Source organism: Bacillus sp. COPE52 (assembly GCF_003355115.1).
In the GTDB taxonomy this organism is placed as follows: Bacteria; Bacillota; Bacilli; order Bacillales; family Bacillaceae_G; genus Bacillus_A; species Bacillus_A toyonensis.
This window is the reverse complement of the sequence record NZ_CP031292.1, coordinates 4,537,326-4,563,294: the sequence shown is the minus strand read 5'-3', so window position 1 is coordinate 4,563,294 and position 25,969 is coordinate 4,537,326. Positions and strand designations below refer to the sequence as shown.

24 protein-coding genes, 2 pseudogenes and 4 other annotated features (1 of these 30 running past the window's edge) are annotated in these 25,969 nt (G+C 37.5%); of the genes and pseudogenes, 7 read left to right on the top strand and 19 right to left on the bottom strand.

What is annotated here, in order from left to right; all coding sequences use genetic code 11:
- Positions 1 to 50 precede the first annotated feature (50 nt).
- From DPQ31_RS23075 to zapA, 4 genes are read right to left on the bottom strand one after another with little or no spacing between them, the layout of a single operon-like run.
- Positions 51 to 2,411, bottom strand: coding sequence for an endonuclease MutS2 (locus DPQ31_RS23075; RefSeq protein WP_000893740.1), 2,361 nt, complete (start codon positions 2,409 to 2,411; stop codon positions 51 to 53).
- Positions 2,412 to 2,430: 19 nt separating this feature from the next.
- Positions 2,431 to 4,149, bottom strand: a complete 1,719-nt coding sequence (polX, locus tag DPQ31_RS23070; protein WP_098911619.1) for a DNA polymerase/3'-5' exonuclease PolX — start codon at positions 4,147 to 4,149, stop codon at positions 2,431 to 2,433.
- Between the two features lie 55 nt (positions 4,150 to 4,204).
- The gene (locus DPQ31_RS23065) at positions 4,205 to 4,744 is read right to left on the bottom strand and encodes a CvpA family protein (protein WP_000565405.1); all 540 of its coding nucleotides are present in this window, start codon (positions 4,742 to 4,744) and stop codon (positions 4,205 to 4,207) included.
- Between the two features lie 2 nt (positions 4,745 to 4,746).
- Positions 4,747 to 5,016 (bottom strand): cell division protein ZapA, encoded by a 270-nt coding sequence (gene zapA / locus DPQ31_RS23060; RefSeq protein WP_000082703.1) that lies wholly within the window; start codon positions 5,014 to 5,016, stop codon positions 4,747 to 4,749.
- Positions 5,017 to 5,139: 123 nt separating this feature from the next.
- Here zapA and rnhC point away from each other — a divergent pair, with 123 nt between their 5' ends.
- Positions 5,140 to 6,075: a ribonuclease HIII gene (gene rnhC, locus DPQ31_RS23055; RefSeq protein WP_208731060.1), complete on the top strand. Its 936-nt coding sequence runs from the start codon at positions 5,140 to 5,142 to the stop codon at positions 6,073 to 6,075.
- 168 nt (positions 6,076 to 6,243) lie between these two features.
- On the opposite strand, the gene DPQ31_RS23050 is transcribed toward rnhC, so the two are convergent.
- From DPQ31_RS23050 to DPQ31_RS23025, 6 genes are all read right to left on the bottom strand, one after another.
- Positions 6,244 to 6,378 carry a YuzL family protein gene (locus tag DPQ31_RS23050; RefSeq protein ID WP_000039591.1) on the bottom strand — a complete coding sequence of 45 codons (135 nt, stop codon included), beginning with the start codon at positions 6,376 to 6,378 and terminating at the stop codon, positions 6,244 to 6,246.
- A gap of 82 nt (positions 6,379 to 6,460) precedes the next feature.
- Positions 6,461 to 7,363, bottom strand: a complete 903-nt coding sequence (locus DPQ31_RS23045; RefSeq protein WP_098911620.1) for an SDR family NAD(P)-dependent oxidoreductase — start codon at positions 7,361 to 7,363, stop codon at positions 6,461 to 6,463.
- A gap of 176 nt (positions 7,364 to 7,539) precedes the next feature.
- Entirely contained in the window at positions 7,540 to 8,931 is a 1,392-nt protein-coding gene (gene asnS / locus DPQ31_RS23040; RefSeq protein ID WP_000432185.1) for an asparagine--tRNA ligase, read from the bottom strand.
- Positions 8,932 to 8,983: 52 nt separating this feature from the next.
- Positions 8,984 to 9,235 (bottom strand) — a binding site (T-box leader).
- 176 nt (positions 9,236 to 9,411) lie between these two features.
- Positions 9,412 to 11,832 carry a phenylalanine--tRNA ligase subunit beta gene (gene pheT, locus DPQ31_RS23035; RefSeq protein ID WP_052943357.1) on the bottom strand — a complete coding sequence of 807 codons (2,421 nt, stop codon included), beginning with the start codon at positions 11,830 to 11,832 and terminating at the stop codon, positions 9,412 to 9,414.
- A gap of 18 nt (positions 11,833 to 11,850) precedes the next feature.
- Positions 11,851 to 12,885: a phenylalanine--tRNA ligase subunit alpha gene (pheS, locus tag DPQ31_RS23030; RefSeq protein WP_000388217.1), complete on the bottom strand. Its 1,035-nt coding sequence runs from the start codon at positions 12,883 to 12,885 to the stop codon at positions 11,851 to 11,853.
- A 43-nt stretch (positions 12,886 to 12,928) separates the two neighbouring features.
- Positions 12,929 to 13,157: a binding site (T-box leader), on the bottom strand.
- Positions 13,158 to 13,205: 48 nt separating this feature from the next.
- Positions 13,206 to 14,003, bottom strand: coding sequence for a TrmH family RNA methyltransferase (locus DPQ31_RS23025; RefSeq protein ID WP_141555941.1), 798 nt, complete (start codon positions 14,001 to 14,003; stop codon positions 13,206 to 13,208).
- Positions 14,004 to 14,085: 82 nt separating this feature from the next.
- On the opposite strand from DPQ31_RS23025, the gene sspI reads away from it, so the two are divergent.
- The 3 genes from sspI (at position 14,086) to DPQ31_RS23010 (ending at position 15,880) form a co-directional block, all read left to right on the top strand.
- The gene (sspI, locus tag DPQ31_RS23020) at positions 14,086 to 14,295 is read left to right on the top strand and encodes a small acid-soluble spore protein SspI (RefSeq protein ID WP_000009509.1); all 210 of its coding nucleotides are present in this window, start codon (positions 14,086 to 14,088) and stop codon (positions 14,293 to 14,295) included.
- Positions 14,296 to 14,471: 176 nt separating this feature from the next.
- Positions 14,472 to 15,029: an HD domain-containing protein gene (locus tag DPQ31_RS23015; protein ID WP_001189003.1), complete on the top strand. Its 558-nt coding sequence runs from the start codon at positions 14,472 to 14,474 to the stop codon at positions 15,027 to 15,029.
- A gap of 137 nt (positions 15,030 to 15,166) precedes the next feature.
- Positions 15,167 to 15,880, top strand: coding sequence for a CPBP family intramembrane glutamic endopeptidase (locus tag DPQ31_RS23010; protein WP_016109172.1), 714 nt, complete (start codon positions 15,167 to 15,169; stop codon positions 15,878 to 15,880).
- Between the two features lie 26 nt (positions 15,881 to 15,906).
- Here DPQ31_RS23010 and DPQ31_RS29735 read toward each other — a convergent pair.
- Positions 15,907 to 16,071, bottom strand: a pseudogene (locus tag DPQ31_RS29735) (DUF4179 domain-containing protein); the annotation flags it as partial.
- 62 nt (positions 16,072 to 16,133) lie between these two features.
- Between DPQ31_RS29735 and DPQ31_RS23005 the strand changes: the two are divergent.
- Positions 16,134 to 16,494, top strand: a pseudogene (locus tag DPQ31_RS23005) (ammonia permease).
- A 13-nt stretch (positions 16,495 to 16,507) separates the two neighbouring features.
- The gene (locus tag DPQ31_RS23000) at positions 16,508 to 16,870 is read left to right on the top strand and encodes a hypothetical protein (RefSeq protein ID WP_052943355.1); all 363 of its coding nucleotides are present in this window, start codon (positions 16,508 to 16,510) and stop codon (positions 16,868 to 16,870) included.
- 22 nt (positions 16,871 to 16,892) lie between these two features.
- Here the strand turns inward: DPQ31_RS23000 and DPQ31_RS22995 are convergent, their stop codons facing one another.
- Positions 16,893 to 18,692, bottom strand: a complete 1,800-nt coding sequence (locus DPQ31_RS22995) for a DHA2 family efflux MFS transporter permease subunit (protein ID WP_208731058.1) — start codon at positions 18,690 to 18,692, stop codon at positions 16,893 to 16,895.
- Between the two features lie 12 nt (positions 18,693 to 18,704).
- A complete protein-coding gene (locus DPQ31_RS22990; RefSeq protein WP_208731056.1) occupies positions 18,705 to 19,358 on the bottom strand; it encodes an HlyD family secretion protein in 654 nt (217 codons plus the stop codon).
- 296 nt (positions 19,359 to 19,654) lie between these two features.
- On the opposite strand from DPQ31_RS22990, the gene DPQ31_RS22985 reads away from it, so the two are divergent.
- A complete protein-coding gene (locus tag DPQ31_RS22985; protein WP_000023657.1) occupies positions 19,655 to 20,272 on the top strand; it encodes a TetR/AcrR family transcriptional regulator in 618 nt (205 codons plus the stop codon).
- A 41-nt stretch (positions 20,273 to 20,313) separates the two neighbouring features.
- Here the strand turns inward: DPQ31_RS22985 and DPQ31_RS22980 are convergent, their stop codons facing one another.
- The 6 genes from DPQ31_RS22980 to thrS form a co-directional block, all read right to left on the bottom strand.
- Entirely contained in the window at positions 20,314 to 21,399 is a 1,086-nt protein-coding gene (locus DPQ31_RS22980; protein WP_000163548.1) for a M42 family metallopeptidase, read from the bottom strand.
- 69 nt (positions 21,400 to 21,468) lie between these two features.
- Positions 21,469 to 21,960 carry a dUTP diphosphatase gene (locus DPQ31_RS22975; RefSeq protein WP_000365050.1) on the bottom strand — a complete coding sequence of 164 codons (492 nt, stop codon included), beginning with the start codon at positions 21,958 to 21,960 and terminating at the stop codon, positions 21,469 to 21,471.
- 441 nt (positions 21,961 to 22,401) lie between these two features.
- Entirely contained in the window at positions 22,402 to 22,758 is a 357-nt protein-coding gene (gene rplT / locus DPQ31_RS22970) for a 50S ribosomal protein L20 (protein WP_001138362.1), read from the bottom strand.
- Between the two features lie 37 nt (positions 22,759 to 22,795).
- A complete protein-coding gene (gene rpmI / locus DPQ31_RS22965) occupies positions 22,796 to 22,996 on the bottom strand; it encodes a 50S ribosomal protein L35 (RefSeq protein WP_001125945.1) in 201 nt (66 codons plus the stop codon).
- Between the two features lie 21 nt (positions 22,997 to 23,017).
- On the bottom strand, positions 23,018 to 23,521 hold the full coding sequence (gene infC, locus DPQ31_RS22960) for a translation initiation factor IF-3 (protein ID WP_000973214.1): 504 nt from the start codon (positions 23,519 to 23,521) through the stop codon (positions 23,018 to 23,020).
- Positions 23,522 to 23,583: 62 nt separating this feature from the next.
- Positions 23,584 to 23,704, bottom strand: a sequence feature (ribosomal protein L20 leader region).
- Positions 23,705 to 23,914: 210 nt separating this feature from the next.
- Entirely contained in the window at positions 23,915 to 25,852 is a 1,938-nt protein-coding gene (gene thrS / locus DPQ31_RS22955; RefSeq protein ID WP_000786073.1) for a threonine--tRNA ligase, read from the bottom strand.
- A 47-nt stretch (positions 25,853 to 25,899) separates the two neighbouring features.
- Positions 25,900 to 25,969, bottom strand: a binding site (T-box leader) (it continues 159 nt past the right edge of the window).

Genomic DNA, 25,969 nt, shown 5'->3' with positions numbered 1-25,969 from the left:
GCAAGTTTGTCCATAAACATATAATGGTTTCCCCTTTGTTTCGTTGTGTGCTATTTTAATTCGACAACTGTTACGCCTAGGCCTCCCTCGCCCATGTCACCGTAACGGTAGTTTTTCACGCCGCGATGTTTTTTCAAGTAATCTTGTACACCTTGGCGAAGCGCTCCTGTTCCTTTACCGTGAATGATTGACACACGAGGATAGCTTGCAAGCTGTGCATCGTCTAAATATTTTTCAACGCGCATCATTGCATCTTCATAACGCTCACCGCGAAGGTCAAGCTCTAACGACACATGATAATCTCTACCCTTCACACTTGCGACTGCTTTTTTCTCTGTTTGCTTCGGTGTATTAATGTATTCCATATTGGATTCTTTCACTTTCATCTTCAAAATACCAATTTGTACGCTCCACTCTGTATCACTTACTTTTTCAAGTAATTGACCTTTTTGACCGAACGTTAATACTTTTACTTCATCGCCTGCACGTAATTGTTGTTTTGGCGCTGTGTTTTTCACATTCACTTTTTGTTTCTTCACAAGCTCTGGCGCTGCACCTTCTAGACGGCTCTTCGCTTCAATAAGCTCGTGATCTTTCACGTTTACAAGCTGCGCTTTGCGCAATTGACGAAGTTCGTGAATAATGCCCTCTGCTTCTTTCTTCGCAGCTTCGACTTTTTCTTCCCCTTCTTTTTGCGCTTTTAACAATTTTTCATCACGCTCTTCGTTAAATTCAATAATTTGACGCTGTAATTCGCGATGAAGTTTTTCAGATTGCTTACGAAGCGCTTCTGCTTCGTTCCAGTCACGCTCTGCGTTCTTTTGACTTTCTTCTAACTTCGCAATCATATTTTCAATTTTATTTGTATCCGTACTAATATGGTTACGCGCTTGATCAATAACGCGATCAGATAATCCAAGGCGCTTCGAAATTTCAAAGGCGTTACTACGTCCTGGTACACCGATTAATAATTTATACGTTGGGCTTAATGTGTTCACATCGAACTCAACACTCGCATTAATAACTTGCTCACGGTTATATCCGTATGCTTTTAATTCCGGGTAATGCGTCGTTGCAACAACGCGAGCACCACGATTACATACTTCATCTAAAATTGAAATTGCTAGTGCAGCCCCTTCTTGCGGGTCTGTTCCAGCACCTAATTCATCGAATAAAACTAAGCTTTCAAAATCAGCTTTTTCTAAAATATCTACAATGTTCACCATATGTGAGGAGAACGTACTTAAACTTTGTTCAATCGATTGCTCATCACCGATATCAGCGAAAATATTTTTAAATACACAAATCTCTGACTCATCCATTACTGGAATATGAAGACCAGATTGCGCCATTAATACACAAATACCAACCGTTTTCAGCGTAACTGTTTTACCACCTGTATTCGGTCCTGTAATTACAATTGTTGTGAAATCTTTACCGAGCATAATGTTATTTGGCACAATAATTTCCGGATCAATAAGCGGATGACGCGCTTGTCTTAAATCCATGTAGCGCTCGTTATTTACGATTGGCTTCGTTGCTTTAATTCGCTTCGCATAAAAAGCTTTTGCAAAAATGAAGTCAAGATTTGCAACTACTTCTACGTTAGACAAAACAATGTCAGCTTCTACTGCTACTTCTTCTGTTAACATTAATAAGATGCGTTCGATTTCTTGTTTTTCTTTCACACGTGCTTCTTGAAGTGCGTTATTTAATTCTACAATTACTTGTGGTTCAATAAATAACGTTTGTCCAGAAGCAGATTGATCGTGAACAATACCACCATATACACCGCGGTATTCTTGTTTTACCGGGATTACGTAACGTTCGTTACGGATCGTTACAATCGCATCAGATAACATCTTTTGTGCGTTTGAAGAACGCGTCATATTCTCTAACTTTTCACGAATACGGCTTTCCGCAGTACGAATTTGGTTACGAATACCACGTAGTTTATCACTTGCGCTATCGACTACTTCACCGCCATCACCGATACAATTTGTAATTTTCTTTTCTAAGTCATATAAAGATACAATTTGAGCGACGTGAGTTTCTAAAATCGGAAGCTCGACACCATTATCAACCATATCTTCGATAAAACGTTTCATATTGCGACTACCATACATCGTATTTGCAATATCAAGTAGTTCATTTGGGCTTAACATACTTCCGATTTTTGCACGCTTCACATTTGAGCGAACATCAGTAATACCACCTAATGGCGCACTCCCTTTTAAACGAATGACTTTCGCCGCTTCATCCGTCGTATCTTGTAGTTCTACAATTTCTTCAAAATCAGTGCTCGGTACTAAATTCTTCACTTTGTCACGACCAAGTGAAGAGGCTGTATGTTCAAGTAATTGTTCTTTTACTTTATTGTATTCTAATACACGCAACGTTCTTTCTAACATGTTGCAGGTCCCCCTTGTGTTACTTATTACGTTTAATATAGTCTAATAAACGTTCAATATCCCACGTGTTAATCACGTTATCTTTTTGAACCCAACCTTTACGTGCTGCTGCTACACCTGTTTCCATGTCTTCTAACATTTCAAGTGTATGAGCATCCGTATTAATCGCTACTTTTACACCAGCATCTTGTGCTTGTTTTAATAATTTCGCGCTTAAATCTAGACGGTTTGGATTTGCATTTAATTCTAAAACTGTATTTGTTTCTTTTGCGAGTTCAATTAATAAATCTGTGTCTACATCGTAACCCTCGCGACGTCCAAGAAGGCGTCCTGTCGGGTGAGCAATCATTGTAACATGTTTATTCTCAAGTGCAGCGCGAAGACGCTTCATAATCGTTTCACGGTCTTGTGAGAAGCTAGAGTGGATAGCTCCAATAACATAATCTAATTCTGCTAATACTTCATCATCAAAATCAAGTGATGCATCCGGTAAAATGTCCATTTCAATTCCGCGTAAAATTGTAATGTCTGGATACTTTTCATTCATACGTTCAATTTCTTTCGCTTGTTCACGAAGACGCTCTTTCGTTAAACCGTTCGCTACTTTCAAGTATTGTGAGTGATCAGTAATCGCCATAAACTTATATCCACGGGCACGACATGCCTGTACCATTTCTTCAATAGAAAAAGCACCGTCACTCCACGTTGTATGCATATGTAAATCACCTTGTATATCAGAAAACTGAATTAAGTTTGGATACTCTTTAATTAATTCAATTTCTTTTCCATCTTCACGCACTTCTGGTGGGATAAATGGAAGACCGAAATGAGCAAAAAATTCTTCTTCAGTCTCGAATGTTTTTACTTCACCTGTTTCCAAGTTCTCTACACCGTACTCACTAATTTTTTCGCCTTTATCTTTTGCAATTTGGCGCATTTTTACGTTATGGTCTTTTGATCCTGTGAAATGGTGAAGCGTTGTAATAAACTCTTCTGGTTTTACTAAACGGAAATCGATTGAAATATCATATTCGTATTGAAGACGAACAGAAACTTTCGTATCTCCACTTGCAATTACTTCAATCATATTATCGAATTGCAATAAATGTTCACGTACTGCTGCTGGTTCTGTCGTTGCAATAATGAAATCTAAATCCTTCACTGTCTCACGAACACGGCGTAAGCTACCAGCGCGAGAAAAACGAATTACTTCAGCAATATTCGACAACTTCTCCTCTATTTCCCCGGCAATAGGTAATACCATCGCAATCGGTAAACGTTCTGGACGAGATCCTACTTGATCAATTGCTTCTAATATCTTCTCTTCTGTTTTCTTACCGAAACCTGCTAAAGCTTGTACTTTATTTTCCTCACAAACAGCTTTTAACGATTCCATATCCACAACACCAAGTTCTTTGTATAACTTAGCTACCTTTTTACCACCAAGGCCTGGAAGTTTTAATAACGGTAACAAACTGCTTGGCACTTCTTTTTCAAGTTCTTGTAATACTTCAGATGTTCCCGATTCTATATATTCTTGAATAACTGCTGCCGTTCCTTTTCCGATACCTGGAATCTTTGTGAAATCTTCAATTTCAGAAAGACTACGATCATCACTTTCTAGTGCTGCTGCTGCTTTACGAAATGCAGATATTTTAAATGGATTCGCACCCTTTAGTTCCATAAAAAGCCCGATTGTCTCTAGTAATTTAATAACTTGTTTTTTATTTACTTTCATCATTGCTCCGCCTTTCTTTCATAGAAAAAAACTTCTCTTTCCGAAAAAAGAGAAGTTATACTCTGCTACCTGTCTGCCATAGCTCCTTCACCTTTTCAGAGAGAATCGGTGTATCGTCTACAATTATTTTGCTAATTGATGATTTTTGTAATGGTGTTTGTATTTGTTCAATCGGAAGAATATTTCCAACAATAATTAAAACAAACAAAATAATATATACTTCTAAAAATCCGAGGATTGCCCCCGCAAACGCATTTACTTGCTTTAACACCGGTATTTCTGCAAACATATTTAACAAATTACCAAGTAATGAAAGTGCGATTTTTGTAATAATAAATAATACGATAAACGCAATTGCTTGATAAAATACTGTCTCAATATTATTTGCATCAATCCATTCTGGAACAGATACATTTTTATCAAATGGATACGGAATAAATTTCGCAAGTGCTGGCGCTAAATCTTTACAGTACCAGTATGCAACAAGGTATGCGATAATAAAGCTTGTTAACTTTACAAGTTGTAAGATAAAACCTCTGCGTAATCCGAGGAAAAATCCCATAACAAGCAGTAAAATGATAATAATATCAATCATGTTTATTCCATTCCTTTTTTTGTCATACTTTCTTTCAACTTCTCATGTTCTTCTTTTAATTTTATGTAATCGTGTATGACGTTTACCGCCGTCAATACCGCTAGTCTACTCGTATCAAGCGAAGGATTCTTGGCATTGAGTTCGCGCATTTTATCATCCACAATCGCTGCTACCATGCGGATATGACTTGTACTTTCATCGCCAACAACTGAATACTGTTGGCCATATATTTCTACATTAATTCGACTTTTATTTCCCTTTTGTTGTGACAACTCACCGGCCTCCAATCACGTACAGAATCCTAAAGTTTATCATACCATGAACCATCATAATATGGAAACAGAAAGAACAATCCGATATGATAAAAATAACAATATAAAAAAGGAGCGACCATTTTGTCAAATTCTATCGTAATACAAACAAGTTCTACAGTAATTGAAGACATGAAACAACAATATAAACAAGCACTTAGCTCAAAAATTCCGCAAGGCGGTATCTTTATGGCAAAGGTGCCATCTTGCACGATTACAGCATATAAATCTGGAAAAGTAATGTTCCAAGGTGGACGTGCTGAAGCAGAAGCTTCTCGTTGGCAAACTGTCTCTCAAACACCGAAAACAACTGTAAAAAAATCGGTCGATTCTCATCGTTTTGCACCGCCTGCTTCCTTCGGTACAATGTCTATAGCAGGATCAGATGAAGTAGGTACTGGTGATTACTTCGGACCGATGACAGTAGTTGCTGTATATGTGGACGCAAAACAAATTCCACTTTTAAAAGAACTTGGTGTAAAAGACTCCAAAAACTTAAACGATGCTCAAATTACCGCTATTGCAAAACAACTACTTCACGTTGTTCCTTACAGCTCTCTCGTTCTTCATAATGAAAAATATAACGAGCTATTTGATAAAGGAAATAATCAAGGTAAGCTAAAAGCTTTACTACACAATAAAGCCATTACAAACTTATTAGCGAAAATTGCTCCTACAACACCAGAAGGCATCTTAATCGACCAATTTACGCAACCTGATACATACTATAAGTATTTAGCAAAACAAAAACAGGTACAGCGTGAAAATGTTTACTTCGCTACGAAAGGTGAAAGTGTTCATTTAGCTGTTGCCGCCGCTTCCATTTTAGCTCGTTACTCATTCGTAAAACAATTTGACGAACTAAGTAAAAAAGCTGGTATGCCACTTCCAAAAGGTGCTGGTAAACAAGTTGATATCGCCGCTGCTAAATTAATTCAAAAAGTAGGTAAAGAAAGATTACCTGAGTTTGTAAAACTGCATTTTGCTAATACAGAGAAAGCGTTTCGCTTATTGAAATAGTATCGACAAAAACAGGGGCTTACAAACTCCTGTTTTTTGTTTCATGTGTTCTCGATTCAATGTAATTGCATTTACTATTTTCCTCTCCTAACTATATCGCTAAATTAACTCATTTTTAGTAATTCCCCTATAAAAAAGGAGAGCCGCCAAGACTCTCCCTTTTTTATATTAGCTTCGTTTCTGCTTCTTATTTGATGAAGATACTTTATGAGAACCAGTTTCATGTGTTGTTGTCCCTTGTCCTTCCACTTCTGGAGAACCTAGGATTGATCTTGAATGGTCTTTTTTCACTTTTTTACTCATTGCACTCACCCCCAAGGTTACTTTTTACTTAAGGGTAAAAAACTATTCAACATAATAATCTGAACATATACTCGCTACTCTTTTACTCTCGTGTTTGGTTTTCGCTTATGTCCCATAGACGCTTTGCTGCATCCTTATCCAAGGCAGCTTCAGACATTTCCCCTACTTGTTTATCGGCATAGTAATAACCACTCTGATTAGTAAATCCAGTTGATTCTGCTAGCCATACTAAAGTTTCAGCACCTTTCTCCGGCGTACGGGAGAAAGGTTTCATTGCTGCCATAGTTAAGCGAGCAGCTAGACCATTATCCTGGTTAAAATTCGTATTCACTAGCCCCGGGTCAAAGCTATAAGCACTAACACCCGTTCCCTCCAACCGCTGTCCCAATTCAGAGGTGAATAAAATGTTAGCTAGTTTTGTTTGTGCATAACGCATTGTAGGACCGCCCATGAACTTCTTAATACCGCGATACAGTTGTTCTGCATCTAGATCATCGAAATCAATTCCCTTTTCAGCCATTTTGTGACCGTGAGATGCAGTGGTAATGACGCGAGCAGGAGCACTTTCTTTTAAACGCTCCAACAACAAATCTGTAAGTAAGAATGGACCTAAATGGTTTACCGCCCAGGTCATCTCCAAACCGTCCTCTGTAATTTGCCTTGTTTGAAATAAAGCACCCGCATTATTTACTAATATATCAATTCTCGGACATCTTTCTAAAATATTGGTAGCTACCTGGCGTATAGATTGTTGGGAAGACATATCAGCGAAAAATATATCTACCACTGCATTCCCATCCGTTATATTTTCAAGTTGAGTCATAACATCATTCGCTTTTGCTTCATTACGTGCAATGATTCCTAGCTTAGCACCGCTTTTTGCAAACACCTTAGCTGCCGCTAATCCAATACCACTTGTTGCACCAGTGATTACTATATACTTGTCACGCAATGTCCACTTTGTATGACTTGGGATTTCCCCCATTGTATAAAAACCCCTTCCCTATATAAATGTCGCATTCGTTTTACTTATATATGAAGTGGGAATTGAACTATGAACAACATCTTTTCTAGTCGTGAAATACTTTATAAAGTTCAGGTTGCAATTACAACCTTTCTCAATAAAAAAAGCGAGAGCAGTTGCTCTCGCTTTTTTATATCTTAAAACTCAGAAGAACCTGGAGTTCTTGGGAATGGAATTACGTCACGGATGTTAGCCATACCAGTGATGTACATTAGGAAGCGCTCGAAACCTAGACCGAATCCAGCGTGTTTTGTACCGCCGTATTTTCTAAGTTCTAAGTACCACCAGTAGTCCTCTTCGTTCATACCTAATTCTTTAATTCTGTCTACTAAAACGTCCATTCTTTCTTCACGTTGACTTCCGCCGATTAATTCGCCGATGCCAGGAACTAGAAGGTCAGTAGCAGCTACTGTTTTACCGTCTTCATTCATACGCATATAGAACGCTTTAATGTCTTTTGGATAGTCTGTTACGAATACAGGGCGTTTGAAGATTTCTTCTGATAAGTATCTTTCATGCTCTGTTTGTAAGTCAATACCCCATTCTACTGGGTATTTAAAGTCAGCACCTGATTCTTGAAGTACTTTAATTGCTTCTGTATAAGTGATACGACCGAAGTCAGAGTTAATCACATTGTTCATGCGCTCTAGAACTGTTTTATCAACGAAGCTGTTGAAGAAGTCCATTTCTTCTGGTGCATGTTCTAATACATATTTCATTGCATATTTCAGCATATCTTCTGTAAGATCCATTACATCGCCTAATTCAGCAAATGCAATCTCAGGCTCAACCATCCAGAACTCAGCTGCATGGCGAGTTGTGTTTGAGTTCTCCGCACGGAATGTAGGTCCGAATGTGTATACATCACGGAATGCTAATGCATAAGCTTCAGCGTTCAGCTGTCCACTTACTGTTAAGTTTGTTTCTTTACCGAAGAAGTCTTTTGATTCATCAACTTGTCCATCTTCACCTTTTGATACGTTGTTTAAATCTTGCGTTGTTACGCGGAACATTTCGCCAGCACCTTCTGTATCACTACCAGTGATGATTGGTGTGTGAACATGTACGAATCCACGCTCTTGGAAGAATTGGTGAATCGCAAATGCTGCGATAGAACGTACGCGGAACGTTGCAGAGAATGCATTTGTTCTTGGGCGTAAGTGAGCGATTGTACGTAAGTATTCAAACGTATGACGCTTCTTTTGAAGTGGGTAATCAGAATCTGATAAGCCCTCGATATCAATTTTTTCTGCTTTAATTTCAAATGGTTGCTTTGCTCCAGGCGTTGCAATTACTTTACCTTCTACTTTAACTGAAGAGCTAAGTGGAAGTTTTGCAATTTCTTTGAAGTTCTCTAATTCAGTATCGAATACGATTTGAACGCTTTTGAAGAAGCTACCGTCGTTTAATTCGATGAAACCAAATGCTTTTGAATCACGTAAGTTACGAATCCACCCTGATACTTGTACTGTTTGATCTGCATACTTTTCTGTATCTCTATACAGACTTTTTACTAATGTGTTTTCCATAGTGAAATTCTCCTTTGCTGATATATTTAAATACAAAAAAACCTTTCATCCATAAAGGGACGAAAGGTTAAACTTCGCGGTACCACCCAATTTGTCATAAAGACCAACTTTAACTCGTATGTAATACATACTTCCCGGTTTGTAACAGGCCGGATTCCCGTCTAAGTCTACTCTTGAATACAAGTTTCAATTTCGGTTAGCAACTCCAAGGTGTTCTTCACATATACCGCCTCATCAGGCTCTCACCGTCCCTGACTCGCTATGGATTATAGTATATACTACTTTTCCTTATCATCGTCTTTCATTTTGTTAAACTAAAATTAATGTACTACATTCGAGGGAAAGATGCAAGACACCAGAAAATATATCAGCGATTTTCGCAATATATCGACCGTAACTTCAAATATATCGGCAATTTTTATAATATATCGACAATCGCATCATAAAAAAAATTGCCGGAATAGATCCGGCAATTTCTTATTACTTACGTAACTCCGCACCAAATTTCTCTTCTACCGTTGTTAATACACGGTTATGTGCTTCTGTTACCTCTTCGTCTGTTAACGTACGTTCTGCATCGAAGTAAGTCATAGAGAATGCAAGTGATTTCTTGCCTTCTTCCATTTTTTCACCTTCGTATAAGTCGAATAGTGTTACGTCTTTCAGAAGTTCTCCACCAGCTTCAGCAATGACTTGCTTCATTTCGCCAGCTTTTGTTTCTTTCGTTACAACAACAGCCATATCACGTGTCATAGATGGGAAACGTGGAATTGCTGCGTAGTAAGTTTCTTCCACGTCTGCACCGAATACTTTTACAAGAGATAGTTCGAATACGAATGTATTTTTCACATCTAATTGTTTTTCTGCTTCAGGGTGCAATTGACCGATGAAACCAATTACTTCCCCATCTAATACGATGTCAGCTGTACGACCTGGGTGCATACCTTCACGTTTTGCTGGTGCGTATGCGATTTGGTTTGCAACGCCAAGTACGTCGAATAATCCTTCTAGCACACCTTTCATAACGAAGAAGTCTACTACTTTCTTCTCACCTTGCCATGCATGGTGAAGAGCAAGGCCTGTCATAACACCTGCAAGATGTTGTTCTTCTTTCGGAAGTTCTCCTTCTTCTGTCGGTAAGAAGATAGAACCTACTTCGTATAAAGCAACGCTGTCGTTTTTACGTGCAACGTTGTATGAAACTGCTTCTAACAATTGTGGCACTAAGCTTAAACGAAGTTGGCTACGCTCTTCACTCATTGGAAGCGCAAGGTTTACAGGAGCTTTTTCGTTCGGCTCAACCATATATTGTTTCGCTTTGTCAGCGCTTGTTAATGAATATGTGATTGCTTCATATAAACCAGCACCTTCTAAGAAGCGACGTACTTTACGACGTTTCGTTTGTGCTGATGTTAATTTACCACGTGTCATCGTTCCAGAAGGTAATGTAACTGGAATGTGATCATACCCATACAGACGGCCCACTTCTTCTACTAGGTCTTCTGAAATTGTAATATCAGGACGACGTGCTGGTACATTTACATGGAATGTTCCTTCTACTTCTGTGAATGGGAATTTCAAGTTTGTGAACATTGTACCCATTTCACTTGCAGAAATATCTGTACCTAATACACGGTTTACTTTTTCAGCCGTAACAGATACTGTACGCTCTTGTACTTGTAAGTTATCAGCTTCTACTACACCTTCAAGTGCTTCTCCGCCAGCATATTTCGCCATTAAAGCAGCTGCGTGTTGAATTGCTTCAAACGTACGTGTTGGATCGATTCCTTTTTCAAAACGTGCACTTGATTCACTGCGAAGACCTAAGTCTTTTGATGTACGGCGCACTGTTTGACCTGCAAAGTATGCAGACTCGATTAAAACGTTTACCGTCTCATTTGTAACTTCAGAATCAGCTCCGCCCATTACACCAGCAACCGCTAAAGCTTTTGTGCCGTTTGTAATTACAAGATGATGTTCTTGTAACGTACGCTCTTGATCATCTAACGTTTCAATTTTTTCGCCTTCTTTTGCAAGACGAACAACGATTTCTTTTGAACCTAATTTATCGTAATCGAATGCATGTAACGGTTGACCGTATTCCATTAAAATGTAGTTTGTAATATCAACTACATTGCTAATTGGACGAATGCCAGCTGCCATAAGGCGCGTTTGCATCCACATTGGTGATGGACCAATCTTTACGTTCTTCACCATTTTTGCAATATATAATGGGTTTTCTTCTTTCGCTTCTACACTTACAGAAATGTAGTCAGAAGTTTTTTCTGCTGTTTCTTGTAAGTCGATAGCTGGAAGTTTTACTTCACGGCCGTAAATAGCAGCTACTTCATATGCAACACCTAACATGTTTAAGCAATCTGCACGGTTTGGTGTTAAACCAAGCTCAAGTACTTCATCATGTAAGTTTAAAATTTCAAGTGCATCTGCACCAACTTCAGCGTCACTTGGGAAGATGAAGATACCATCTGCGTATTCTTTTGAAACTAACTTTCCATCAATGCCAAGCTCTTGAAGAGCACAAACCATACCATGAGAAGCTTCACCGCGTAGTTTTGCTTTTTTAATTTTGAAGTTACCAGGAAGTACAGCGCCAACTTTTGCAACTGGTACTTTTAAACCTTTTGCAATGTTAGCAGCACCACAAATAATTTGAACTGGTTCTTCTTCACCGATATCGATTAAGCATTTGCTTAACTTATCAGCTTCTGGGTGTTTTTCACACTCTAATACGTGACCAACTACAACACCCTTTACACCTTTATTTAATACTTCAACACCTTCTACTTCAATACCACTTTTCGTGATTTTGTCTGCTAGTTCTTGTGCTGTTACATCTTTAATATCTACATACTCTTGTAACCAACGATATGATACGAACATATTTATCCTCTCCTTCCCTTACGCTCGTTTGAATTGTTGTAAGAAACGTACGTCATTTGTATAGAAATGACGAATGTCATCTACGCCGTATTTCAACATTGCGATACGTTCTGCGCCCATACCGAATGCGAAACCTTGATATTCTTTTGAATCATAACCAGCCATTTCAAGTACGTTCGGGTGAACCATACCTGCGCCTAAAATTTCAATCCAGCCAGTTCCTTTACAAGTGCCACAACCTTTACCGTGACACATCATACACGAAATATCCATCTCTACAGATGGCTCTGTGAATGGGAAGAAACTTGGACGAAGACGGATTTCACGGTCTTCACCGAACATCTTTTTCACGAATACTTGCAGTGTACCTTTTAAGTCACTCATACGAATGTTTTTATCAATTACAAGACCTTCAATTTGCATGAATTGGTGTGAATGCGTCGCATCATCGTCATCGCGGCGATACACTTTACCAGGACAAATAATTTTGATTGGGCCTTTTTCTTTGTTATTTTCCATCGTGCGTGCTTGCACAGAAGATGTATGCGTACGTAGTAACGTTTCTTCTGTAATGTAGAATGTATCTTGCATATCACGTGCTGGATGATCTTTCGGTAAGTTTAATGCTTCGAAGTTGTAGTAGTCTTTTTCTACTTCTGTTCCTTCAGCTACTTCATAACCCATACCGATGAATACATCTTCAATTTGTTCAACAACAGCTGTTAACGGATGGTGACAACCTGTTTCAACAGGACGACCTGGCAAGGTAACATCAATTGTTTCAGTAGCTAATTTCGCTTCAATTACTGCTTTTTCTAAGTTACCAATTTTGTCATCTAGACGCGTTTGAATCGCTTCACGTACTTCATTTACTAATGCTCCCATACGTGGACGCTCTTCCGCTGATAATTTTCCCATGCCGCGTAATACTTCTGTAATTGGGCCTTTTTTCCCTAAATACGCTACGCGTACGTCATTTAAGCCCTTTAGCTCTTTCGCTTCTTCAATAAGCTCTAACGCTTTTTGCTTTAGCTCTTTTAAACGTGCTTCCATTTGGAACCCTCCTAATTTTAAAAATAAAAAAACCTCGCTCCCAAAAAGGGACGAGGTAAATTCGCGGTACCACCCTAAATTGACAGAACAAGTCTGCCCACTCATTATTTATAACGATCAATTCTGACCGGAACGCCTTTACATATACATGGTCCTGGCGTCAACTCCAGAGGTGAATTCACTTCCGTCTACCATAAGAATGCTTTCAGTCTAAGGCATTCTCTCCCTATATGGCGATTTTGTAAGTTACTCTTCTCTATCAACGTTTTTCGTTATTTAACTTTTAATATAATATACTTCAACTTATTATAAGAAGTTTTTTATTTGTTCGCAACCAGGCTTTGTAAATAATACGTTAAAATCCCTGCTGCAACCGCAACATTTAATGATTCTGCCCCGCCGTAAATCGGAATATACAAGTTTTGATCCGTTTTTGCAAGAATTTCTTGGCGTACGCCATTTCCTTCATTTCCAACAATTAATGCAAAACTGCCAGCTGGTGTTACTTCCCCATACGGAACTCCATTTTCAAGAGCTGTTCCATATACAGGAACGTTATTTTCTTTTAACTTGTCTACCCATTCTTCTAAGTTCCCTTTTACAATTGGTAAGTGGAAAATAGAACCTTGTGTAGAGCGGAGTACTTTACTATTGTAAACATCAACACAACCTTCTCCAAGCACAACGGCGTGAATACCAGCTGCATCAGCTGTACGAATAATTGTTCCTAAATTACCTGGGTCTTGCAGGCCATCTAATAAAAGGAATTTCCCATCAGTAAGAGCTACTTCTTTCTCATGCTTCTCACAAACAGCAAACACACCTTGCGTCGTTTCTGTTTCACGAAGTATTTTTACGATTGCTTCAGGTACGATATACATTTCCACATCATTAACTGTCCAATCTTTCGGAAGATCTGTCTGATCAGAAACGATAAGTTCTGTTACAACTCCTGCTTTTAAAGCTTCCTCAACTAAGTGGAATCCTTCTACAAAAAATAAACCTTTTTTATCGCGCTCTTTTTTCGTCTGCAGCTTTTTCCACTGCTTCACACGCGGATTTTGTACTGAATCAATGTTTTTCATAATATGTATTTCCCTCTCTTCTTGTCTTATCATTATAGCCTATTTTTCATACATATTTACATAAAAAAGAACAAAAACTAACGTCAGTTTCAATTCTGAAGAAGAGGTGAAAGCAATGAGTTTTAATTTACGCGGTGCTGTATTAGCAAATGTATCTGGAAATTCACAAGATCAATTACAAGAAACGATTGTCGATGCAATTCAAAGCGGTGAAGAAAAAATGCTTCCAGGTCTTGGTGTTTTATTCGAAGTCATTTGGAAAAACGCTGATGAAAATGAAAAGCACGAAATGTTAGAAACACTAGAACAAGGATTAAAAAAATAAACAATAAAAGGTCACCTTAGAAAAAACTAAGGTGACCTTTTATGTCTATAAAATTTTTCTTCTCCTAAACATTTCTACTTTACTAACGCTGATTGATGGAGTACAATGTTCAAAATACATTTAAACCGATCGATTTTTCTTCATATACATCATTAGATAAAAGGAGTGAATGTTTTATGCAACGTATTACGCTTGAACAAGTTTTTAAACACCACATTACCCAAAAATATGTGAACCGTTCTGGAATGGTCCACGCGATTGCTGTCGCTTACCATGCGTTTCACTTAGCCAAAAAGCATCACGCCTCAGTCGATGCTGCGACAAAAGCCGGTTTCCTTCACGATATCGGACATCATACATGGTACACAGGCGGCGAATGGGACTATGACTTATATAAAAAGAATGATATACATGCAATTAAAGGAGCGGAAAGAGCTCACAAGTTGCTTATTAGACTAGGAGAACATCCAAAACTAGCAAAAGAAATTTCTGTTGCAATTCTATTGCATACTGATTCTTTCCTAGTAGAACAATCACTTGAAAGAACACCTCTACAAAACATTATTAAGTGGGCAGATGAAGCCGATGAAGAACCGGGCGGAGCACACCATTACCGAACGATTTCTTATGAAAAGGCACTAAAAGCAATTCAGCAATTAGATCAATTGGTAGAGCGTGAATTGCAAATAGAGCAATCGAAATCAAATAACAAGGCAGAACATAGTTATCAATGAGAAAGAGGCATCACTATAGGGTGATACCTCTTTTATTTTTTCTTAAAATACAATTCTGGATGTAATATTTTAATCTTACATCCAGAATGAAAACACCTTACAATTATATATACAAATATAAAGAGGTGATTCTACATATGCAACCCACTACACAACTTCCTTATGAACAGAAATACTCTATGTCATGGGGACAATTCATTAGCTCCGTTTTATTTGCTTTTTTCGGAACTGGACTCATTACTGTGTTCCTCGCAATGCCCTTAACAATTTATACAGCCGGACTCGAAAATAAAAAACAAATTGCCCTGTATGAATCTATTGCAAATACTGCAAGTATCGGATTACAACTAACCGTGTTGTTATTCTTCATTTTTAAATTCGAACCCGCAAAAAATTTACTATTAAAATCTTTTAATTTTAAAGCACTGAAAGAATGGCGCACATACGTATACTTACTTCTTTTCTTCGCTATAAGCATCGTACTCAATTATATCTTTTTAAAATATGTGTTCCAAGACGCAACAAAGCAACAAGCTTCTGCACTAAACTTAGACGTATTTGAACAATATCAAATATTATTACTTATCGGCTTTGCGATACTCACCCCAATTTTTGAAGAACTTATTTTCCGTGGTTTTTTACTCCACTTTTTCTCTGAACGCTTTCCATTTTGGATTGCAGCAGTCTTAACAAGTTTCTTCTTTGGTATCGCTCATACATACTCACTCGGAGTAATGGTAATTACTTTCTTCACGGGATTATTAATGGCTATTTTATGCAAAAAAACAAAATCCATTATTCCAGCTATGTTATTTCATATTATGAATAATATGTTAGCATTCTTAAGTTAAAAAGAGGTATCATCACGATACCTCTTTCACTCTTTTATAACAACTTCAAACTCCTCTTCTGTTAGCACTTTTCGATAATTCGTTTTCTTTTCTCCCTCTTCACCGGAAGTTAGAACAGGCGTCAGTATAATTTTCGTTACACTATCCTCTAGCTTTTCAAATCGCCAATAACTATTTTTCGATTTTATTAATAATATCCAAAATAAACCTCATGTAGTAAAATATAACTTAATTCACATAAAAGAGTTTACATATGTTCAGTATTATTTGGATGCTTTTTACGCCACTTCTCTTACTATGCGGGATTGCTGGTGGTATTTTTTAATGGTAACAGAAATTAAACATCGGAAATTACTTGTTACCTTAATGGGGATTATTTGCTTTTCATTCGTTATAATGCCTTTTACTTTTTTTAAACAAAGGTATCAATGGAGAGAACGTTCTCCACATTCCACCTGTCCTATATTGGATGCTTTTCTCTCTAGCTGGTTTATTAGCAGGATTGAATGAGGTACATTCAAAAATTAAGAGTATACGCAACATGGGACTCATTATTTTCTCAATAGGACTGTTTGCAGCTATTGTCCATGCCTGATTCATATTTTATTCATTAAGGAGTTATTACATATGGAATCTACCGGTTTATTTATTTGGCTTATCTTAGCCCCTATTTTGTTATTATGTGAAGGCATCGTTGGCATTTATTTAATTGCTGCCGGAATTAAATATCGAAAATCACTTATCGTTATAGCTGGTTTAATTAGCATATCACTTATCGTTGTTCCTATCATTTGTATAGGTTATGGAATAGATTTAGAGGGAATGGTTCCAATTTCGGGAACTTTATATTGGTGCTTCTTCTCATTAGCTGGACTAGTAGCTATTATAAGTGGCAGACAAATATCAAGTATTCGTTCTATGGGGACGATTTTGGTTATAACAGGATTGTGCCCTGTAACTAGTTATCATCTTTTATATCTAACTACATAAAAAACACAAAAAAGCAGGGAAATTAATTCCCTGCTTTTCTATTTGGTTTATTGCCTGATGGTAAGAAGAACGATAACACCCAAGCAATACCCGCAAGTATCGTTGCAATTAAGAATGCATCGTTAATACCGTTAATTGCAGATAGCTTTGAGATTTGTCCAAATAGTAGTTGCGTGCTCATCGCATCTCCCGCTTGAGCTGATCCAGCTAAAGCCGCTAAGCTTTGGCCCATACCATGTACTTTATCGACTAAAATTGGATTTGACGTTGTTAACATGTTGCCATAATCCGCTACGTGAGCAGTCGTTTGTTGCGTCATAAGTGTGATTAAGATCGCTGTTCCAATTGAACCAGCTACTTGTCTTGACGTATTTTGCGTTGCTGTACCGTGAGAAATTAATTTCATCGGCAGCGCGTTCATACCAGCTGTCATAATTGGCATCATAATGAATGACATACCAATTGAACGTATAATATAATCCGTCATAATAACGCTATACGGTGTATCCATCGATAATTTTGTAAATTCATATGTCGCATAAGTTGTAATTGCCAATCCAATTATCGCTAATGGACGAATGCCATATTTATCGAATAATTTACCTGCTACTGGTCCCATGATCCCCATAATTAATGATCCTGGAAGAAGTAGTAAACCAGATTCAATTGGCGTAAAGCCACGAATATTTTGTAGATATACTGGAAGTAATAACATACCTCCGAATAATGCCATCGTTACGATTGCGTTAATTACTAAAGTAAAAGTAAATACTGGATATTTAAACACTTGTAAATCAAGCATTTTATTGTCCGTTGTTAGCTCTCTCCAAATAAATACTGCAATACCTACTACACCAATGATAAGTGATATCACAACCTCTGCACTAGTCCAGCTATTATTTCCCGCTTCACTAAATCCATACAATAAGCTACCTAGTCCAATACTTGAACTAATAACACCGAATACATCTAGCTTTGTGTTAGATACCGGCTGAGCTAGTGTAAAGAATTTTAAAGATAGGAAAGTAATAATTAAACCAATCACAAACATTCCGTAGAACATTAAGTTCCAGCTATAGTTTTCAATTACCCATCCTGTTACAGTTGGTCCGATAGCTGGTGCTAAAATCATCGCTACCCCTAGTAATCCCATAGCTGCTCCTCGCTTATGAGGCGGGAATAATGTCATGAAAATATTCATACCAACCGGCATTAAAATACCCGCTCCAACCGCTTGAATCACTCGGCCCGTCATCATCATTGTAAAGTTTCCTGAAGTAGCACAAATGATAGATCCTACCGTGAAGAATAACATTGCCGCTACGAACAATTTACGATACGTAAATCGTGAAACTAAAAAGGCACTAATCGGTACTAAAATACCATTTACGAGCATGAAGCCTGTAATTAACCATTGTGCTGTTGAAGTTGATACATTAAATTCATTCATTAACGGAGGCAATGCAACGTTAATGATCGTTTGGTTTAAAATAGAAACGAACATCCCGAGAATTAATACTGTTACAACTGCTTTTACGTTCACATTCTCTTTAGGCATAGACGTTTGTTTTTTCGGCATTTCTTTTTCTTGTTTTACTTCTTCTTGCTTACCTGTTTCTAACTCAACTACATTAGAAATTTCTGTTTCTTGCTTTCGTTCAATTTCTTTTTCTTCTGTTTCTACCTTACTTACTTCTATTTTACTTACGGCTGGGACTTGTTCTTCTCCCACGTTCGTTTTTTTCTTTCGTAAAAGACGATTTACAAGGAAGAAGACGATTATACAAAATAGTGCATATCCTGCAATTGCAATTGAGGACATCTCATCTCCCCCTTACTTATGAATACGAACTGTCACATTCATGCCAGGAACAATATTTACTGATTTACTATGATCTAAAGAAATTTTAACTGGTACCACTTGTGTTACTTTCGTATAGTTCGCTGTTGCGTTGCTTGATGGTAACATAGAAAATGTATTCGCTGTTGTTAATCCAACTTGCTCTACTTTTCCTGATAACGTCGTGTCTGGGTATGCATCTACATACACGTCTACATCTTGACCTTTTTGCACATCGTCAACATCTGTTTCTTCAATATTTGCTGTTACCCATAAATTGTTCATATCAAATGCATAAGCAATTGGGCTACCAGCTCCAACGAAAGCATTTGTCGTTGCGTTTGATTGTACAACTGTCGCGTTTTGCGGAATTGTTACGTCTACTGTTTGTTCCCCATTTGCTCCAACTACAGTGACAGCACCTAATTTATCGTTCTCATTGTAGTTTTTTCCTACTTCAGCTTTCCAGTCAGTCAATTTACCTGCTGCTGGTGAAGCAATTGGAATTACCTTTCCATCAATTTTTGCATTTTCTGTTTTTAAATAGTTTTCCGCTTGATTGTAATAGTAATAACCGCCAATGCCGCCGCCAACTAGCACAATTAATGTGATAATGTTGATAATCACCATTCTTCGAAACTGATTCATTGCATTCCTCTCCTTATATCGCATATAATTTTTTTCTAAACTATTTACATCCTTATTGTTTATACTGTTTAATTGTTAATTATATTAACCTTTAAACAAAAAAAGCACACCTTCAGCAGCATAAACCGGATTTCGTCTACCTGCGAGTGGTGCTGATTTCTAAAGGACTATCGTTTATAATTATAAATAATTATTTCGAATCTACAACCGACAATTTAAGTATGAAATGTCGCTTAAACAACAATATAATACCGATTTGTTGTTTAAGTGTATAAAATGAAACGAGGAGAAGTAAAATGTCTATTAAAAATACAAATGATCCACGTGTAAAGCGGACGAGACAACTCATACAGGATGCTTTTGTCGCTTTAGTAGGCGAAAAAGGGTTTGAAAATGTAACTGTTCAACATATCGCAGAACGCGCTCCTGTAAATCGCGCTACATTTTATAGCCATTACCATGATAAATACGACTTATTAGACAAAAGCATTGAAGAAATGTTAGAGAAGCTAGCAGAAGTAATCAAACCGAAAAACAAAAATAAAGAAGATTTTCAACTTACATTCGATTCACCACATCCAACATTTTTGGCTCTGTTCGAACACATCGCAGAAAACGTGAACTTCTATAATGTTATGCTCGGGGATAAAGCTGCAGGAAACTACTCTTATAAAATGATGAAAACAATACAAACGCATTTAACATTAAGCTTATCAATTTCACAACCAGATGATAAAGATCTTATGGTTCCTCGTGATATTCTAATTAGTTATGTGACAGGGGCTCACATCGGGATGATTATGTCATGGTTAAAAAGAGGGATGATATATACCCCGCATTTTATGGCCATGCAATTAACTCGTTTAATTATTTTAGGGGCCCATACTGCCGCAGGATTAGAAAGACCTTTTTAACACATAAAAAAGCGAAGGAGATTCTCCTTCGCTTTTTTCTATTAATTAAATGTAATGTTATGTACAGCCTCTTTATCAAGACGTTTAATAACTTCTACAATTAACTTCACTGCATTTTCATAATCATCACGGTGTAACATTGCCGCATGCGAATGGATGTAGCGTGTCGCAATCGTAATTGCCATAGACGGAATACCATTTACAGAAATGTGAATCGCACCTGCATCTGTTCCCCCGCCAGCTACTGAATCATATTGGTATGGAATTTGTAGTTCGTCAGCAACATCAACTACGAAATCACGTAAACCTGTATGTCCAATAACAGAAGCATCATATAAAATAATCTGCGGTCCATCGCCCATTTTACTTTGCGCTTCTTTTGACGTTACACCCGGTGTATCTCCAGCGATACCAACATCTACTGCGAACGCGATATCTGGTTTGATATAATTCGCAGATGTTTTTGCACCACGAAGACCAACCTCTTCTTGTACAGTTCCAACGCCGTATACAACGTTTGGATGTTTTTCATCTTTTAATTGTTTTAATACGTCAATTGCAATCGCACAACCGATTCGGTTATCCCATGCTTTTGCAAGTAACATTTTTTCATTCTTCATCACTTGGAATTCAAAGTAAGGTACAACTTGATCTCCTGGTCGTACGCCCCACTCCATTGCCTCTTCTTGGCTAGAAGCACCGATATCGATGAACATGTCTTTAATATCAACTGGCTTTTTACGAGCTTCTGGAGGTAAAATGTGTGGTGGTTTTGAACCAATTACACCTGTTACATCTCCTTTACGCGTTACAATTGTCACGCGCTGTGCAAGCATAACTTGTGACCACCAGCCACCAACTGTTTGAAAACGAAGGAAGCCTTTGTCATCAATTTGCGTAATCATAAAGCCAACTTCATCTAAATGACCTGCAACCATAATTTTCGGGCCGTTTTCTTCCCCAACTTTTTTCGCAACTAAACTTCCTAAATTATCAGTAGAAAGTTCGTCCGCAAACGGCTCAATATATTTCTTCATTACTTCACGTGGTTCACGCTCGTTACCAGCAATACCACGTGCATCTGTTAACTCTTTTAGCATTGTCAATGTCGCGTCTAATTTTGTCATTGCCAACACCCTCCTTTTTCTTCAGTCACCTTATTATACAAAAGGAAATTGAAATATTCAAAAATTAAATTAGTATCCTTGTGTTTGACGCTGATGATTTACTTCATTTTTATCTAAATACGCTTTTTCAATTTCTTCTTGTTCAAATTCAAGTGCTTGTCCAAGTCGAAGATAGCTTGTAAATAATTCAATATAGTTCGTGATAGATGGTTGATCTGTAAAACGAATTACTTTCGCATATGTGTCTAAGAAAATTTCCACTTGTGTTTTATTCGTTTGTGCACATTTATAGAATAAGAAGTTTTTATCAATACCTAAATCGATTCCGATTGATAAAATAAAATGCAAACCATCTACGTATTCTTCTAATATTACTTCACGTTCTGATGCTGGTTTATTGCTCCAATATTTAAAACAGCGTGTTTCATTTGCAAGTTCTCCAATTTCTACAAGAAGAGCTAGCATTTTTTCTTTTAACAACTTTTTCGGTTGTAAGTCATGTTCTTTTGCAATACGGTCATCTAATTCTTTTTGTAATTTAAATAGTTGTAGTAAGTCCATTCTATTGTCCTCCTCCAACATCGCATTTTATGCAACAATGTTGTTTCATCTCAAAGTTCATTATTATGTTTCAGTTCTTATGAATAAGTCAGCTATCTACCTCTTTATAAAATAGCTTGTCCTTAATTTACAAATACGTTTCAGTCATCGCTCGTATATTGTTCATCTGATGAAAGTTCCATATCATCTTTCCATTATAGCAGTGTCGTTTCGGCTAGGAAAGATACTCTTCTTTCCAAACGAGCATAATTGAAAAAAGCCAGGAGAATTCTCCTGACTTCATATGTATATTTTTCTATATCACTATAGTTTTTATGTTGATTTTGTCATATCGATAACGATGCTTCCATAAATCTTTAGAGCTTCATTCACTTCAAACTTCTCTTTGAAAACAAACAAAAAACCTTAGAAGAAAATTCTTCTAAGGTTTCAACTAATTAATTAGTTAATGTTGTTTTTTGCAACTGTTGCTAATTCAGCGAAAGCTTTTTCGTCATGAACAGCTAAGTCAGCAAGCATCTTGCGGTTAACTTCGATGCCAGCATTTTTTAAACCGTGCATTAAGCGGCTGTAAGAAAGACCATTCATACGAGCTGCTGCGTTGATACGTGTGATCCATAATTTACGGAAGTCACGTTTCTTTTGACGACGGTCACGGAATGCATACATTAGAGATTTCATAACCTGTTGGTTAGCAACCTTGAATAATGTATTTTTAGAACCGTAGTAACCTTTTGCTAATTTTATAACTTTTTTACGACGTTGACGAGTAACTGTACCACCTTTTACTCTTGGCATAATATTACCTCCTAATTGTTCTATATATCAGCCGAACTTATTTTAAGTTGTCAAGCATTTGACGAATGCGTTTGAAGTCACCAGCGCTTACTACACCAGCTTTACGTAGTTTACGTTTAGCTTTTGTAGATTTGTTAGCGAATAAATGGCTTGTGTAAGCGTGAGAACGTTTCAGTTTACCTGATCCAGTCTTTTTGAAACGCTTTGCAGCGCCGCGATGAGTTTTTTGTTTAGGCATAGGTATTTCCTCCTCTATCTATTACTTATCGTTTTTCGGTGCTAAAACTAAGAACATACTACGTCCTTCCATTTTAGGCTTAGATTCAATTGTACTAACTTCAGCACAAGCTTCTGAGAAGCGATCTAAAACACGTTGACCGATTTCTTTATGAGTAATGGCACGTCCTTTAAAGCGAATTGACGCTTTAACCTTGTCGCCTTTCTCTAAAAACTTGATAGCATTACGAAGTTTTGTGTTAAAGTCGTGTTCATCAATTGTTGGACTTAAACGAACTTCTTTCATGCTAATTACTTTTTGATTTTTGCGCTGTTCTTTTTCTTTCTTCTGTTGCTCAAAGCGGAATTTACCGTAGTCCATAATGCGGCATACTGGCGGTTTCGCATTTGGAGCAACTAATACTAAATCAAGATTAAGATTTGCAGCTAAGTCTAAAGCGTCATTACGAGACTTGATTCCAAGTTGATCGCCATTTGCGCCAACTAAACGTACTTCACGTGCACGAATTTGCTCGTTAATCATCATATCCTTGCTAATAGTAAGCCACCTCCAAGGTTTTCTCAGAACATATTTTGTAGTCATAGAACCCGACAAAAAAAGTGCGGGCATACGACACCCACACTTGTAAAATCTTAAGTAAGAAATACATTTACCTGCTAACTGCGAATGCGTCCATCAGGTGAGAAGCGGGTGCTTCTACTTGTTCCACAAAACAATATTCTATTATCCTTGATGAGTTTATCATAGGACATGACGTCTGTCAAGAAGACGCGATGTGTTTTACTAACAACAAGAAATATTGTAACAAACAACTAGCATACATGCAATACTTTTTTATGATAAGAGTTACATGGTTATTTTTTCTAGTTTTTCTCTTTTATATTAAAAAGAAAAGCCGCGGTATACCGCGGCTCTTTCTTATCTTTTTCCTTCTACTTTAATCATGTCAACAAAAGCATCTAATGCGATTGTTTCTGATTTTTGTTCACCATATTTACGTACGTTTACGCCATTTTCAGTTACTTCATTGTCACCTACTACAAGCATGTACGGAATTTTTTGCATTTGTGCTTCACGGATTTTGTAACCAATTTTCTCTTCGCGAGTATCTAATTCAACACGAATACCAGCACGGCGCAATTCATCTTGTACTTTCTTCGCATAGTCTAAATGCACTTGCGGAGAAACTGGAATTACTTGTGCTTGAACTGGAGCTAACCAAGTTGGGAATGCACCTTTGTATTCTTCAATTAAGAATGCTACGAAACGTTCCATAGTTGATACAACACCACGGTGAATTACAACTGGACGATGTTGTTTTCCATCTTCACCAACGTAAGCTAATTCAAAGCGTTCTGGAAGTAAGAAGTCTAATTGTACAGTTGAAAGTGTTTCGTCTTTTCCAAGAGCAGTACGAACTTGAACGTCAAGTTTTGGACCGTAGAACGCCGCTTCACCTTCAGCTTCGTAGTAATCAAGACCCATTTCATCCATAGCTTCTTTTAACATACCTTGTGCTTTTTCCCACATCTCATCATCAGCATAGTACTTTTTAGTATCTGCTGGGTCACGATAAGATAGACGGAATGAATAGTTCTCTAAACCGAAATCTTTGTACACTTCTAGAGTTAAGTTTACAACACGTTTTAACTCTTCTTTAATTTGATCTGGGCGTACGAAAATGTGCGCATCGTTTAAAGTCATTCCGCGTACACGTTGTAATCCAGATAACGCACCTGACATTTCATAGCGGTGCATTGTTCCAAGTTCCGCAATACGGATTGGTAATTCACGGTAGCTGTGAATATCGTTTTTATAAACCATCATGTGGTGAGGGCAGTTCATTGGACGAAGAACTAACTCTTCATTATCCATTTCCATTGATGGGAACATACCATCACGGTAGTGATTCCAGTGACCAGAAGTTTCATATAGCTCTCTGCTTCCTAGTACTGGAGTGTATACGTGATCATAGCCTAAGCTTGCTTCTTTATCAACGATGTAACGCTCGATAATACGACGGATCGTTGCACCTTTTGGTAACCAAAGTGGTAAACCTTGTCCTACTTTTTGGCTATTAGTAAATAATTTTAATTCTTTACCTAATTTACGGTGATCGCGCTCTTTCGCTTCTTCAAGCATACGTAAATGCTCATCTAATTCTGCTTTCTTAACAAATGCAGTACCGTAAATACGTTGTAGCATTTTATTATTGCTATCGCCGCGCCAGTAAGCACCTGCAACGCTTAATAATTTAAACACTTTAATTTTTCCTGTAGATGGAAGGTGAACACCGCGGCAAAGGTCGAAGAATTCGCCTTGCTCATAGATTGAAATAACTGCATCTTCTGGAAGATCGTTAATTAAATCTAATTTTAACTCATCGCCGATTTCTTCAAAACGACGAAGTGCTTCTGCACGTGGTACTTCATGACGAACGATTTCTAAGTTCTCGTTCACGATTTTTTGCATTTCTTTTTCGATTTTCTTGAAGTCTTCAACTGTAATTGCTTCTTCCATATCAATATCGTAGTAGAAGCCATTTTCAATTACTGGACCAATGCCAAGCTCAAGCTTAGCATCTTTATATAAACGTTTTAACGCTTGTGCTAAAAGGTGGGCTGTTGAATGGCGTAAAATGTATAAGCCATCTTCTGAATCTAATGTAATAATAGAAACTGCACCATCTTCTTCGATTGGTGTAACAAGATCGATCATCTCATCGTTTAATTTTCCAGCTACAGCTTTTTTCTTTAAGCCTGGGCTAATAGAAGCTGCGATTTCTTCAGTTGTTACGCCTTTTGGAAACTCCTTCACAGCTCCATCAGGGAAAGTAATTTTAACTACATCTGCCATCACTGGTCACTCCTCTTTTTCTCAAAATAAAAAACACTCATCCCGTAAAAAGGGACGAGTGTTGAATTCGTGGTTCCACCCTTGTTCCAATTAACATGATTGTTAATTGCTCAAGTT

Coding starts and splice junctions, on each gene's coding strand:
- DPQ31_RS23075 (WP_000893740.1), bottom strand. CDS start 2,411: ATGTTAGAAAGAACGTTGCGTGTATTAGAATACAATAAAGTAAAAGAA.
- polX (WP_098911619.1), bottom strand. CDS start 4,149: ATGAAAGTAAATAAAAAACAAGTTATTAAATTACTAGAGACAATCGGG.
- DPQ31_RS23065 (WP_000565405.1), bottom strand. CDS start 4,744: ATGATTGATATTATTATCATTTTACTGCTTGTTATGGGATTTTTCCTC.
- DPQ31_RS23050 (WP_000039591.1), bottom strand. CDS start 6,378: ATGAGTAAAAAAGTGAAAAAAGACCATTCAAGATCAATCCTAGGTTCT.
- DPQ31_RS23045 (WP_098911620.1), bottom strand. CDS start 7,363: ATGGGGGAAATCCCAAGTCATACAAAGTGGACATTGCGTGACAAGTAT.
- asnS (WP_000432185.1), bottom strand. CDS start 8,931: ATGGAAAACACATTAGTAAAAAGTCTGTATAGAGATACAGAAAAGTAT.
- pheT (WP_052943357.1), bottom strand. CDS start 11,832: ATGTTCGTATCATATCGTTGGTTACAAGAGTATGTAGATATTAAAGAT.
- pheS (WP_000388217.1), bottom strand. CDS start 12,885: ATGGAAGCACGTTTAAAAGAGCTAAAGCAAAAAGCGTTAGAGCTTATT.
- DPQ31_RS23025 (WP_141555941.1), bottom strand. CDS start 14,003: ATGATAAGACAAGAAGAGAGGGAAATACATATTATGAAAAACATTGAT.
- sspI (WP_000009509.1), top strand. CDS start 14,086: ATGAGTTTTAATTTACGCGGTGCTGTATTAGCAAATGTATCTGGAAAT.
- DPQ31_RS23015 (WP_001189003.1), top strand. CDS start 14,472: ATGCAACGTATTACGCTTGAACAAGTTTTTAAACACCACATTACCCAA.
- DPQ31_RS23010 (WP_016109172.1), top strand. CDS start 15,167: ATGCAACCCACTACACAACTTCCTTATGAACAGAAATACTCTATGTCA.
- DPQ31_RS23000 (WP_052943355.1), top strand. CDS start 16,508: ATGGAATCTACCGGTTTATTTATTTGGCTTATCTTAGCCCCTATTTTG.
- DPQ31_RS22995 (WP_208731058.1), bottom strand. CDS start 18,692: ATGTCCTCAATTGCAATTGCAGGATATGCACTATTTTGTATAATCGTC.
- DPQ31_RS22990 (WP_208731056.1), bottom strand. CDS start 19,358: ATGAATCAGTTTCGAAGAATGGTGATTATCAACATTATCACATTAATT.
- DPQ31_RS22985 (WP_000023657.1), top strand. CDS start 19,655: ATGTCTATTAAAAATACAAATGATCCACGTGTAAAGCGGACGAGACAA.
- DPQ31_RS22980 (WP_000163548.1), bottom strand. CDS start 21,399: ATGACAAAATTAGACGCGACATTGACAATGCTAAAAGAGTTAACAGAT.
- DPQ31_RS22975 (WP_000365050.1), bottom strand. CDS start 21,960: ATGGACTTACTACAACTATTTAAATTACAAAAAGAATTAGATGACCGT.
- rplT (WP_001138362.1), bottom strand. CDS start 22,758: ATGCCAAGAGTAAAAGGTGGTACAGTTACTCGTCAACGTCGTAAAAAA.
- rpmI (WP_001125945.1), bottom strand. CDS start 22,996: ATGCCTAAACAAAAAACTCATCGCGGCGCTGCAAAGCGTTTCAAAAAG.
- infC (WP_000973214.1), bottom strand. CDS start 23,521: ATGATGATTAACGAGCAAATTCGTGCACGTGAAGTACGTTTAGTTGGC.
- thrS (WP_000786073.1), bottom strand. CDS start 25,852: ATGGCAGATGTAGTTAAAATTACTTTCCCTGATGGAGCTGTGAAGGAG.